This window comes from Skermanella stibiiresistens SB22 (genome assembly GCF_000576635.1).
GTDB lineage: Bacteria > Pseudomonadota > Alphaproteobacteria > Azospirillales > Azospirillaceae > Skermanella > Skermanella stibiiresistens.
Map to the genome: position 1 here is coordinate 97961 of NZ_AVFL01000015.1, position 12523 is coordinate 110483.

12 protein-coding genes are annotated in these 12523 nt (G+C 65.6%); 6 read left to right on the forward strand and 6 right to left on the reverse strand.

Translation table 11 applies throughout. From position 1 onward, the window contains the following. Window positions 1-165 precede the first annotated feature (165 nt). The gene (locus N825_RS19890; RefSeq protein WP_157619421.1) at window positions 166-582 is read right to left on the reverse strand and encodes a LemA family protein; all 417 of its coding nucleotides are present in this window, start codon (window positions 580-582) and stop codon (window positions 166-168) included. A gap of 212 nt (window positions 583-794) precedes the next feature. On the opposite strand from N825_RS19890, the gene N825_RS19895 reads away from it, so the two are divergent. Next, window positions 795-1016, forward strand: coding sequence for a hypothetical protein (locus N825_RS19895; protein ID WP_037455937.1), 222 nt, complete (start codon window positions 795-797; stop codon window positions 1014-1016). Window positions 1017-1091: 75 nt separating this feature from the next. On the opposite strand, the gene N825_RS19900 is transcribed toward N825_RS19895, so the two are convergent. Continuing rightward, window positions 1092-1550 (reverse strand): ferritin-like domain-containing protein, encoded by a 459-nt coding sequence (locus tag N825_RS19900; RefSeq protein ID WP_037456125.1) that lies wholly within the window; start codon window positions 1548-1550, stop codon window positions 1092-1094. A gap of 284 nt (window positions 1551-1834) precedes the next feature. Here N825_RS19900 and N825_RS19905 point away from each other — a divergent pair, with 284 nt between their 5' ends. Then, entirely contained in the window at window positions 1835-2674 is an 840-nt protein-coding gene (locus N825_RS19905; protein WP_037455938.1) for a universal stress protein, read from the forward strand. Window positions 2675-2689: 15 nt separating this feature from the next. Here the strand turns inward: N825_RS19905 and N825_RS36710 are convergent, their stop codons facing one another. The 4 genes from N825_RS36710 to N825_RS19925 form a co-directional block, all read right to left on the reverse strand. Beyond that, window positions 2690-5275: a hybrid sensor histidine kinase/response regulator gene (locus tag N825_RS36710; protein ID WP_198038642.1), complete on the reverse strand. Its 2586-nt coding sequence runs from the start codon at window positions 5273-5275 to the stop codon at window positions 2690-2692. Between the two features lie 179 nt (window positions 5276-5454). Then, window positions 5455-6630 carry an acetylornithine deacetylase gene (argE, locus tag N825_RS19915; protein ID WP_037456131.1) on the reverse strand — a complete coding sequence of 392 codons (1176 nt, stop codon included), beginning with the start codon at window positions 6628-6630 and terminating at the stop codon, window positions 5455-5457. Window positions 6631-6656: 26 nt separating this feature from the next. Continuing rightward, entirely contained in the window at window positions 6657-7409 is a 753-nt protein-coding gene (locus N825_RS19920) for an SDR family NAD(P)-dependent oxidoreductase (RefSeq protein WP_037455940.1), read from the reverse strand. A 69-nt stretch (window positions 7410-7478) separates the two neighbouring features. Then, window positions 7479-8294, reverse strand: a complete 816-nt coding sequence (locus N825_RS19925) for an ABC transporter ATP-binding protein (protein WP_084164894.1) — start codon at window positions 8292-8294, stop codon at window positions 7479-7481. Between the two features lie 198 nt (window positions 8295-8492). On the opposite strand from N825_RS19925, the gene N825_RS19930 reads away from it, so the two are divergent. From N825_RS19930 to puuE, 4 genes are all read left to right on the forward strand, one after another. After that, on the forward strand, window positions 8493-9053 hold the full coding sequence (locus N825_RS19930; protein ID WP_051512643.1) for a PQQ-dependent catabolism-associated CXXCW motif protein: 561 nt from the start codon (window positions 8493-8495) through the stop codon (window positions 9051-9053). Between the two features lie 103 nt (window positions 9054-9156). After that, window positions 9157-10329 carry a ChaN family lipoprotein gene (locus tag N825_RS19935; RefSeq protein ID WP_198038672.1) on the forward strand — a complete coding sequence of 391 codons (1173 nt, stop codon included), beginning with the start codon at window positions 9157-9159 and terminating at the stop codon, window positions 10327-10329. 135 nt (window positions 10330-10464) lie between these two features. Continuing rightward, window positions 10465-11487, forward strand: coding sequence for an Rpn family recombination-promoting nuclease/putative transposase (locus tag N825_RS19940; protein ID WP_037455949.1), 1023 nt, complete (start codon window positions 10465-10467; stop codon window positions 11485-11487). Window positions 11488-11614: 127 nt separating this feature from the next. Further along, window positions 11615-12511 carry an allantoinase PuuE gene (gene puuE, locus N825_RS19945; RefSeq protein WP_037456139.1) on the forward strand — a complete coding sequence of 299 codons (897 nt, stop codon included), beginning with the start codon at window positions 11615-11617 and terminating at the stop codon, window positions 12509-12511. Window positions 12512-12523 lie beyond the last annotated feature (12 nt).

Genomic DNA, 12523 nt, shown 5'->3' on the forward strand with positions numbered 1-12523 from the left:
CTTGGCCGCTCACGACCGCCCAGCGGGAATAGCCAGTGCCGTCGGAGCGTGCGACTGACCAGGGTAACACGCGAGAACGCGGGAAGGCACAGCCCGTGCCGTCAGATTTTGCGATCGACTCTGAGCGAGGAGGGATTTAGGCGAAAACGGGAGGGGATCCAGCCCCTATCGGCGCATCACGGTCACCGTGCCCGATCCGGCGTCCTCCGGACGTGGGCGCCCCGCCGTCAGGGCCGGGTCGGCCGTAAGGAAGGCGATCTCGCGAAAGCCGGCGAGTCCGCTCATCAATACCTGCGGCAGTTGGGAGCGATAGGTGTTGTAAAGGCGAATGCTTGCGTTGCAGCGATCCCGTCGCGCCAGCAGGATCTTTTCGGCTTCTATCAGCTGCGGCAGCATCTGCTGGTGCTCGGCGAGCCGCCCGCCCGCGTCGGCGAGCCGCCGGAAGGCTTGGACATGCGAGCCGGCCAATAGGTCCACCTCCGATAGATCCTGCCGCACGACCAGCCACAATTTTTGCAGCCGGTTGTATACGTAGGCCGCGTACAACGCGATGAGCGCGATGACGATCATTGGTGTGGACATGCCAATCTCTCCCATGACCAACACCATACCATCGCGTGCGGCGAAATCGATATAATTCGAGCCGAATTTCCGATGGGCAACTTGTCGCGCGGCGCGCTGCCGAACCGACTGCTAATCTCCGGGAAGGTCATGGCATCGCCAAACCCAAAAACCCCGTGAAAATCAACAGTTCTGGTCACACCCGACAGGGTCCACTTCAGGAGAGTCGAATAATGGCATCATACATGATCAAGGTCGCCGGCGAGGGACTGATCACCAAGGCCCACCGCACGGCGGATGTCGGCCCGACCAGTGGATCGTCGGTCGTCTACGAGATCCAGAACGTTCCCGAGGGTGTCACGATCGAGGAGGCGATCGAGGTGTTCCGAGGCTATCAGCCGCCGGACAAGACCTATGAGTTCGATTACGCGGCCCTGAAGTCCCGCGCGTCCTGAAATCGCCGGTTTCCGCCGCCTCGTCGGAGCCTCCCAAGTCCATGGTGCTGGACTTGGGAGGGGACGATGTTCCGGTCAAGCGGCCTTGTACCGCGACACCCACTTCTTCAGTTCGGCGACGTGCTCGGCCTCCTCCAGCGCGAACTCCTCCGCCATCATGCGGACCTCCGGGTCCTTCGTGCCTTTGGCGATGTTGTCGTAGAACGCGAAGCCGCGCTCCTCGCTGTCGAGGGCCAGGTCCAGCGCGTATTCCGCCGTCATGAGGTAGTGTGATCCCTCCATCGAGGTCGCCTCCGGGCTTTCGTCATCCGGCCACACGAAATCCTCGGGCTTCATGACGGGCATCTTGTGGAAACCGGAGCGCTTTCGGGCCTCGGCCAAATGCATCCGCGAGAAGTGGGCCATCTTGCCGAAGAACTCGGCGATTTCCTGATTGCCATAGGTTTTCATCGACTCGGCCAGATCGGAGAACCGCGCCGCGGCATCCTCCTCCAGCTTGATCGCATAGGCGAGAAATTCTGCTACATCGTTCATGATCAAACCAGCGTGGGGATTGGGAAAAACGGATCCTTGGCACAGTAGGACCATGCCCGCCCCCTGTCTCGCCTTGATGCCTTCATGCCGGGGCCGCGTGACGATTTGACCTAGCCTTCGCGGAGAGATATCTAAACTGACAGGTCTATATTTTCCCGAGGCGGCGTGTCCCCAACCTTCAAGCCCCCAGCCTTTAAGATGGTTGCGCCCGGCATCGCCTCGGCGGATGATCGACACGAGGCGGAAGCCCCAGCGGCGGCGAAGTATCGAAGAGGTTCAAGCACATGAAGAGCATTCTCATCCCGGTCGAGGAGAGCGAGTTGTTATCGTCGGTGCTGGACACGGCCCTCCTGGTGGCCCGGCGCTTCGGCAGTCACATGGAAGGGCTCCACGTCCGTCCGGACTTCGCCGGCATCATCGCGGCGACCGGCATGGGAGCGCCCTATGTCGTGGAGGATTTCCGCAAGGAGGACTGGGACAGCATCCAGCGCTCGCGCCAGGAGTTCGAACAGTTCCTGAACCGCAACGACATTCCGCTCGACGGTGGCGCCGGCACCGGCCAGCCCTGGGCGACCTTCCGGATCGAGGCGCCGCCCGGCGACGATTTCATCGGCCAGCACGCCCGCCTGTTCGACCTGACAATCCTCGGCCAACCCTCGCGCGGAGCGACACCGCCACGCATGAGCACGCTGGAGGCGGCGCTGTTCGACGGTGGCCGACCGGTGCTGGTCGCACCGCCGACGGCACCCCGCCGGCTCGGCCACACCGTCATGATCGCGTGGAACGCCAGCACCGAGACCGCGCGCGCCGTCGCCTTCGCCCGCACCTTCCTGGAACAGGCGGAGCGCGTCTTCGTGCTGTCGGTCGAGGGCGGGCTGGTCGCGGGCCCCAGCGCCGAGGAGGCGGCCCGCTACCTGACCCGCTCCGGCGTCCCCGCCCAGGCGATGCACGTGCCTCAGAACCGCGGCGTCGGTGAGACGATCCTGGAACACGCCAAGGCGCTGGAGGTCGATCTGCTGATCAAGGGTGCCTACACCCAGAGCCGTCTGCGGCAGATGATCTTCGGAGGCGCCACCAGCCATATCCTCGCCATGGCGAACATGCCTGTCCTGCTCGCCCACTGAGCGCCTGGGACACTCCTACGCCCGCGGATCCCGCAGCAGGCGAACGACGTTGGACGCCCCGACCGATTGTCCGACCGATGCCGTCGGCATCAGCAGGCTGGATAGCGCCGTGACCAAGTCATGCGGGCGATAAGGCTTGCACAGCCGCGCGACACCGTCCGGAACCTCGCCGTCCGGCAGATCGGCGTAACCGGAGGCCAGCACGATCGGCAAATCCGGATTCCGCGCCCTGATCTCGTCGATCAGTTCGGTTCCCGTCATGCCCGGCATGGCGTAGTCGGTGATCACGAGATCGAACGCGCTGCCGCGGCTCAGGATCTCCAGCGCGTGTGGGCCGTCATGGGCCAGCGTCACCGTGTGCCCCATGTCGCTCAGGACGGCCTCCGCGCCCATGCCCACCAGCACGTCGTCCTCGACCAGCAGGATGCGGCATGAAGGCAGCCGGACCGGCTCCGCGCCGGCGGCGCCCAGCAGCGGTTTGATCGCCATGACCGTCCCGGCGGCCGGCAATCCGATCGAGATCCGGGTCCCCATGCCTGGATTGGTCAGGATGCGCAGCCAGCCTCCCGATTGCTCCGCCAGACCGTGCACCATGGACAGCCCCAGACCGGACCCCTTGCCCGGCTCCTTCGTGGTGAAGAACGGTTCGATGCAGGCTTTCGCCGTCCTCTCGTCCATGCCCCGCCCGCTGTCGGCGACGCTGAGCGCGACATGGCCGGCCCGCGGCAGGCTTTCATCGTCACGGTCGCCCGGCAGGTGGCGCAGCGATATCGTCAGGATGCCGCCCTCCGGCATGGCGTCCTTGGCGTTCAACACGAGGTTCAGGAGGGCCAGTTCGAGCTGGTTGGCGTCGACCCGGACGCTGGGCAACCCTTTGGGCAGATCGAAGATCGTCTGGATACCGACACCCACCGAGCGCTCCACCAGATCCTTCATGCCGGTGACGAGGTCGGCCAAGTCGATCACCTCGGGCCGCAAGTCCTGCCGACGGGCGAACGCCAGGAGGCGCTGGGTCAGCGTCGTGCCCCGCTCGGCCGCCTGCACGGCGCTATCGGCGAACTGGCACAGCCGCTCGTCGTCGGGCAACCGCTTCCTCAGGAGGTCGAGGTTGCTGAGGATCACCATCAGCAAATTGTTGAAGTCATGGGCGACGCCACCAGTCAATTGGCCGAGCATCTCCAGTTTCTGCGCCTCGTGAAGCTTGGCCTGGGCCACCTTGAGGTCGGAGATGTCACGCCCCTCCGCCACCAGCAGGATGACCCTGCCCCTCGCGTCGGTGACCGCATTGAGGGAAAAGTCGATCAGCACACGGCGGCCACCCGCTCCGGTCACCTCCGCCTCGTAGCGGACGAATTTTCCGGTGATGGCCGTGGCGACGGCTTGGCGAAGCCGTTCCACCCCGTCATCTCCGCGATGCCACCAAGGGGTTTCCCACAGGTGATGGTTCCGGATCTCGGCGGAATCGACCCCGCAGAAATCCAACACGGCGCGGTTGACCTCGATCACGGTCCCGTCGGGCTTCAGCAGCGCGATGAACTGGAACATGGCGTTGAAGACGCCGCGGAACCGCTCCTCATCCTCCCGGCGCCGGTCGTTGGCTTCCGCCAGTTCACGGGCACGATCCTCGATGCGGTTCTGCAGATCGCGACCGGAGCGTACCAGCGCCGCGTTGGAACGAGAAAGTGCCTCCCTCGCCGCCCGCTCGTTCCGGTTGAGCCTTAACGCCACCGCGGTCAGTGCGGCCAAGCCGGTCAGCACCAGGGCGACCTGCCATAGCGCCTGCCGGACGCTGTCCCGGAAGGGTACCAACGCACTGCTGACCGGCACGCTGGCGCTGACGATGATAGGCCACTGATTGTGGCGGCGGAACGAGAAGATCCGGTCGGAGTCGTCAAAGGGGGACGGCGCCCGGAACGTCCCGGTGTCGCCGTCGAACATGACTTGAAGCGCCGGGTGATCCCGATATGCCAAGCCGATATCCGCCACCGACATCCCCGTTCGGGCGATCACCCTGCCCTCCGGGTTCCAGACCGTCAGCTGGACGCCGGACCCGAAATCGCTGGTATCCGGAACCTGCTCGAAGAAACTCGGTCTCATGGAGATATGAACGACCCCGTCGAGCAATCCGTCGGCTGCCCGGATCGAGCGGGAATATGAGAACACGATCTCCCCGGAGATTCGGCCAACCAAGGCTTCGCCAATGTGGCGATCGGCTCCGGCGACATGGACCTTCATCCAGTCACGGTCCGTATAATCACCGTCGGGAGCCGGAAACCGCGTCGTCAGGATGGATGGGACGCCCGCGCTGTCGACCACGAAGATCTGACTGCCTCCCGTGCGGCGCGACAGGTCGGCCAGGTAGCGGTGTGGCTCCAGGCGGTTCCTGACCTGTTCCACTCCACCCTGCTGGCGCACATACCGGACGACTTCCGAAGCGATCAGGTCATTGGTCTCGAATACCCGACCGATATACTCCTCGGTCACGCGGGCCAAATCGCGGCTGGCCGACTCCGCCCGCCCGATCTCACGCCCATACTCCGACCACAGTGAGGCGACACGAATGCCGATGACGCTCAGCGCGAAAAACGCGGACATCGTCATGATCAGCAGATCCATGCGCCGGGGCATGCGCCCGAGGGTCAAAATCCGTCGCCTCTCAATCGGTTTCCCAGTCAAACCATATATAATACAAGCAGCGGCAAGATGAAAACAGACACCGCCCCGCAATCAAACCTATCACAAATAGTTTGATGCCTAAGAATTTCAACGGATACCCAGGATCAAGGGGCGGTCAGTTGATCCAGCAACCTGCGCATGAACCGTTCACAGCGTCCGATCTGATCGACGGTGATGAACTCGTCGGGCTTGTGGGCCTGCTCGATGCTGCCGGGGCCGACGATCACCGTCGGAATGCCGCCCATTTGCTGGAACAGCCCACCTTCGGTGCCATAGGCGACCTTCTCGTGGTCGTTGCGCTCGGCGCACGACTTCGCCAGCCGAACCACCTCCGCCTCGGGATCGGTGTCCAGGCCGGGGAACGCGAAGATCTCCTCCCAGTCAAACCCGGCGGCGGGATCGACCGCCCTCATCTCGGGAATTAGAATACGGTCGACGTATGATTCGATCTCGGCGAACAGCGACTCGGCGTCATCCTGAGGAATGACCCGGATCTCGGCGTCGAAGACGCAGAGGTCGGGCACGATGTTCAGGGCCTCGCCGCCCTGGATCACGCCCGTGTGGATCGTGGTATGGGGCACGTCGAACAGCGGGTCGAACGGGCCCTCCCGCTGGATCCGGCGGGCCATGGCCTTCATGTGCGCGATCGCCTCCGCCGCGTATTCGATGGCGTTGACGCCCTGGGGCGCCAGCGAGGAATGGCAGGCCGCTCCCCGCACCGTGCAGCGCACCGATTTCTTGCCTTTGTGGCCGGTCATCACCTTCATGTCGGTGGGTTCGCCGACGACGCACATGGTCGGTTTGGCGCCGAACTCACCCAACCGTTCGATCAGCCGGCGCACGCCGATGCATCCGACCTCCTCGTCGTAGGAGAACGCCAGATGGATCGGGACCCGCAGGTCACGGGACAGGAATTCCGGCACCATGGCGAGGACGACGGCGTCGAAGCCCTTCATGTCACAGGATCCGCGACCATACAACCTACCGTCGCGCTCGGTCAGCGCGAACGGGTCGGTCGCCCATTTCTGGCCATCGACCGGGACCACGTCGGTGTGACCTGACAGGATCACGCCGCCCCGGTCCGTGGGCCCCAGGGTCGCGTAGAGGTTGGCCTTGGTTCCCGCCTCGTCGTACACGAGGTGGCTGCCGACGCCGAGGCCGCCCAGGTAATCCTCGATGAACCGGATCAGGTCCAAATTGGAGTTGCGGCTGGTGGTGTCGAAGGAAACCAGCTTTTCCAGCATCCGGATGCTGGACAGCCCGCCGTGAGGATCGGCCATGCGTGTTCCGCCGAAAATCGTTGTCATCAATACAGGTGCTGGCCGCCGGTCACGAAGATCTCGGTGCCGGTGACATAGTTGCTGTCGGGCGAGCTAAGGTAGAAGATCGCCGCCGCGACGTCGGCCGGCTGGCCCAGCCGATGCAGGGGAATGCGGGGGATCAGGATGTCGGTTTCCGGCGACAGCATCGCCGTTTCGATCTCGCCCGGAGCCACCGCGTTGACCCGCACGCCCAGATCCGCGAACTCCACCGCCATCTCCCGCGTCAAACCCGAAAGCGCCGCCTTCGAGGTGCTATAGGCGGACCCGGCGAAGGGATGGACCGCGTGTCCAGCGATCGAGGTGATGTTGACGATGGCGCCCTTGCCTTTGGCGAGCGAGGCCGCGAATCCACGCGCCAGCACCAATGGCGTGAAGAAATTCAGCTCGAAGACCGAACGCCACGCGCTGAGATCCCCATTCAGGCAGCCCAGCCGCTCCTTGATGGGGGTCTTGGGCGAAACGCCGGCGTTGTTGACCAGCGAATGCAGGGGACCACCCGCCAGGACGCGATTGGCCTCCTTGACGAACTCGGCGCGGCTATCGGGATCGCCCAGGTCGGCGGCGATATGGTGCGTCCAGTTGGGATCGGCCTTGCAGTCCTCCGGGATGGTCTCCCGGGAACAGGTGATCACGCGCCAGCCTTCCTGGCTGAAGCGCTGGACGGTGGCATGGCCGATCCCCCGGCTGGCGCCGGTCAGGATGACGGTTGGTTTTTCGGGTGCGGGCGTCTCTGACATGACGCGACCTTACCGCATCGCGGCGACCGCTGCAAAGCCGCCCAAGCGCCATACGGCGTGATCAGAGGGTCAGCCCAGCAATTCGAACGCCGGACCCGCCCGGCCCAGCAGTTCGGCGCGGTATTCCTCAACGGCGGCCTCGTCATCGCGACGGGATCGTGGCAGGCCGATCACCAGATCCGTCAGCACCCGCGTCGGGGGCGCCGACAGCAGCACCAGCCGATCGGCCAGTTGAATGGCCTCGCGCAGGTTATGCGTGACGAACAGGACCGTGGTCGGCCGGGCATGCCACAGGTCGAGCAGCAGCAGGCGCAGGCGCCGCGCCGTCTGCTCGTCCAGCGACACGAAGGGCTCGTCCATCAGCAGCAGGTCGGGCTTGACGACGAAGGCGCGGGCCAGCGCCGCGCGGCGCTGCATGCCCACCGACAGCCTGCCGGGATACTGGTCGCGGACGCCGGTCAGGTCCATGGCCTCCAGCAGCGCCACGATCCTGTCCTCGGCGTCGGCTTCGCCGTTCAGTACCAAGGCCAAGTTCTCATGGACGGTGCGCCACGGCAGCAGGCGCGGGTTTTGGAACACATAGCCAAGCACGGGACGAGCCCGGCCCGGCGCGGTCGGCAGCGTGACGTTGCCTTGGAAATCGCTATCGAGACCCGCGACGATGTTCAGCGTCGTCGTCTTGCCACAGCCGGATGGCCCAACCATCGCGACGAACTCACCGCGCCGCGCCGTCAGCCGAAACCCGCTCACGGCCCGGTGGGCGGGCGCGTCACCAACCGCCGCGAAGCTCTTGTCGTCGATTTCGATCACGAGATCAGGCGGGTGATCCGGCTTGGAACCGAACGAGGGTGCCGGGTCCGCAGTCCGAGCTGAGATAATCGCCATCCATCCGTACCAGACGAAACCAAGCCCCCACCATAACCGCCCCAAGCCAAGACGCCTATAGCACTATCGTGGAACTGGCGGGGGTAGCTGGCCGCGTGTTTGGCTGGCGCGATGACAAGGCCACGCCGGTCCGGGCCGGCTCCCGGCTCGATAAACAGATCCGCCATCCTGGCGCTCCTCCTGGGCCTCGCGCCACTGATGCCCGCGACACCCAGGGCGGAGATGGTGGACACCCGCCCCGGCTCCGATGTGCCGGTACCCGCTGGATACCGGCTGGACCATTACCGCGCACCCGTCCCATCCCATGTGCCCGGCGCCACCACGCTTACGCTGGAACTCGCGGAGGAGATGCAACGCGACGGGACCGCCGTCTTCATCGACGTCATGAAAGTCCCGAGATCGGCGGCTCCTGGCCTGGCCGGCAAATGGCTGGTCGCGGCGCCGCATGTCGCGATCAGCGGAAGCGCGTGGCTGCCGGAAGTCGGCGACGGAAAGCCGGCGCCCGAGATCGAAAGCTACTTCCGGCGGAACCTCGAGCGCCTCACCAGGGGTGACCGCGACACCGGTGTCGTGTTCTATTGCGTCACCGACTGCTGGATGTCCTGGAACGCCGCCAAGCGGGCGGTTTCCTGGGGTTATACCAGGGTCCACTGGTACCGTGACGGTATCGACGTCTGGCGGGAGTTCGACCTGCCGACCGAGATCGTCCAGCCCGTGCCGCTCGACGTCGACCGGAGCCTAGGCCCGAAGGTTGACTGACCATGGTCGCGCGGCCCGCCAGCACTACATGCCAGTACCACATGGCTCTGGTTGCCAGCGTGTGGGCGTATGCCTGAAACCCAGCCGGAAAGGAAGAACCGTGGTGCGGAAGTTGATGGTGATCGCGGTCCTCCTCGCCGGCTGCGGGACGTGGCGCGGTGGAGCGGCGGAAACCGCGGCGGCCTGCGTCCCACCCGGTTCCTGGGCCGAACCACTCGCCGGCGCCGCCGGCCCCTCGATTCCCGGACCGGACCTGTTCCGCCGTGCCGCGAAAGCTCCCATCGTCCTGCTGGGCGAACAGCACGACAGCGCGGAACACCACCGCTGGCAGTTCCAAACGCTCGCCGGGCTGCACGCCCACCGGCCCGATTTGGCGCTGGGGATGGAGATGTTCCCCCGCCGCGTCCAGCCCGCGCTCGACCGCTGGGTCGCGGGCGACCTGACGGAGGAACAACTTCTCGCCGAAACCGACTGGCGCACCGTGTGGGGCTATGACAGCGCGCTCTACATGCCCCTTCTCCATTTCGCCCGGATGAACCGCATCCCGGTCGTGGCGCTCAACATCGACCGCGCCTTGACCGCTCGTGTCGGGCGCGAGGGATGGAGCCAGATCCCACCGGACGCGCGGGAAGGCGTCGGCGATCCAGCAAAGGCCGACCCCGCCTATACCGACAGCTTGGCGGAGATCTACGCCGCCCACGGCCGCGAAGGCAAACCGGGCGATGTCAAGGACGACCCCGCCTTCCTCCGCTTCCAGGAGGCCCAACTCCTGTGGGACCGCGCGATGGCGGAAGCCCTGGCGGACACCCATCGCCGGACCGGCGCCACCGTGGTCGGCATCGTCGGCGCCGGCCACATGGAACGCCGGTACGGCATCCCCCACCAGCTCGCCGACATCGGCATTCCCGACGGCATGGTCCTTCTGCCCTGGAGCGCCGGATCGCCCTGCTTCGCCCTGGAAGCCGGCTTGGCGGACGCCGTCTTCGGCGTCGCCGCCGACGCGGAGGAGCGTCCCTCGTGGCGGCCCCGGCTGGGTGTCAGCCTGGCTCCCCTCGACCAGGGCCTACGCGTCGAATCGGTGGGCGGCGACAGCGTCGCCGAAGCGGCCGGTCTCGAACGGGGCGACGTGATCCTCGCCGCCGCTGGCACCAGGACCAACGAGGTCGGCAAGCTGATCGACATCGTCAACCGCCAAGCCCCTGGAACCTGGCTCCCCCTCAGCGTCCAGCGCGACGGAGCCACTCGGGAGGTCGTCGCCAAGTTCCCAGGCTCCTGAACTTACAACCTTGGCTCTCACGTTGATTGCCACACGACACTTGCCGGACTACCCGAAGAAACGCTATGCACGCAGTCGAATGCGCCCGTCATCCCGAGGCCGCTTCACCCCGCATGATCTCGGCATCTGGCGACCATGGCAGACATCGACTCCACGGACGAGGCGAACCGCGACGCCGGGCGCTTGATCCGGCGTCATGATCAATTCGTGAAACTCATCCTCGACGGTCCCGGGAACGCGGACAGCTTCCTTAGGGAACGACTGCCACCGGGGGTGACGGCACACCTCACCGCCGAGCCCGCGGTCGACAGATCGGAGAGCTTCGTGGACCCGCTGCTCGCGGAGTTGTGCGGCGACAGGGTTTACGGTCTCGAGCTATCCGGCGGTCGCCCCCTGCATGTCCTGACACTGATCGAACACAAGAGCGCGGGCGAGGGAGATGCCCTGATGCAGGTCTTCGGGTATCTTCATGGGGCGGCGACGCGCGGCGCGCGCCGTGTCGCGGGGGCGAATGGCGGGTTCCGCGTCGCTCCGGCGCCCGTCCTGGCCGTGATCCTCTATCATGGAACGGCACCCTGGCCGCACCCACCCACCCTGGGCGACGCCTATGGCATCCCGCCGGATATCCTGGCGGCCGGGCCGCTTGATTTCGGCTACACCCTCGTTGACCTCTCGGTCATCCCTGATGCCGAACTATCCCGCCACCACGACCTCCAAGCCGGCTTGCTGACTTTGAAATACGCGACGCGCGACGGCGATCCGGAAGTCACCCTGGAGCGATTGCTTGGCGTCGCCGCCGTTATCGGCTTGACCGTGCTTCGCGGCGTGGTCAGATATCTGTTCATGGCGGACGACGCCCGCAACCAAGCTCGCCTGCGTGCGGCGCTGGGCCATGTGGTTCCCGGACAAGAGGATGAGATCATGCCAACGATCGCGGAATCATACATCGCCGAAGGGCACGCGAAGGGATTGGCGGAGGGCCAGATCAAGGCCAAGGCCGATATCCTCCTGCGCATGCTCCAGCGGCGGAATGAGCCTGTTCCCGCCGTCATCGAGCGCAAGCTGCCGGCCGCCTCCGCCGATGAGATCGACCGGTGGATCGACGCCGTGGTCGATGGCGCGTCCCTTGAGCAGGTCTTTGGGGATTCGACCCACTGACCGCGCGGGTTGGCCCTCGTCCCGTATCGCGGGACGTTGTCGGGGCGGCGCCGACTTTGTAACCTGTCGGTTCGATCACGGAACCAGCCGGGAGACAGGCACAGTGGTGGACAAATATCCGCGCGACATGATCGGCTACGGCGCCTCGGTTCCGGACGCCCAATGGCCGAACCGCGCCCGCATCGCCGTCCAGTTCGTCATGAACTACGAGGAGGGCGGCGAGAACTGCGTCTTGCATGGCGACGCCGCGTCCGAGGCCTTCCTGTCGGAGATCGTCGGCGCCCAGGCGCTCCAGGGCGTCCGGCATGTCAACATGGAGTCGATCTACGAATATGGCAGCCGGGCGGGGTTCTGGCGGCTGATGCGAATCTTCGGCGAGCGCCGCCTGCCGCTGACCGTGTTCGGCGTCGCCATGGCGATGGCCCGCAATCCCGACGCGGTCGCCGCCATGATGGAGGCGGGGCACGAGATCGCGACCCATGGCTGGCGCTGGATCGACTATCAGAACATCAGTCCGGAGATCGAGCGCGAACACATGATGCGCGCGATCGAGGTCCAGACGGAGTTGACCGGCAGCCGCCCGCTGGGCTGGTATCTTGGCCGGTGCAGTCCCAACACGCGGCGGCTGGTCGCTGAGGAGGGCGGCTTCGTCTACGACGCCGACAGCTACGCCGACGACCTGCCCTATTGGGACGACAGCCACGGCAAACCCCAGCTGATCGTGCCCTACACGCTCGACGCCAACGACATGCGCTTCGCCACGGCCCAGGGCTTCAACTCGGGCGACCAGTTCTTCGCGTATCTGAAGGACAGCTTCGACATGCTCTACGCCGAGGGCGCCAAGCAACCGAAGATGATGTCGATCGGCCTGCATTGCCGGCTGGTCGGCCGTCCCGGCCGCGCAGCCGCCTTGGCCCGCTTCCTAGACTACATCCAGGGCCACGACCGCGTCTGGGTGTGCCGCCGGATCGACATCGCCAACCATTGGCGTGAGCACCACCCCTACCGCCCCGCCACCGACTGAGGCCTGAGGGGC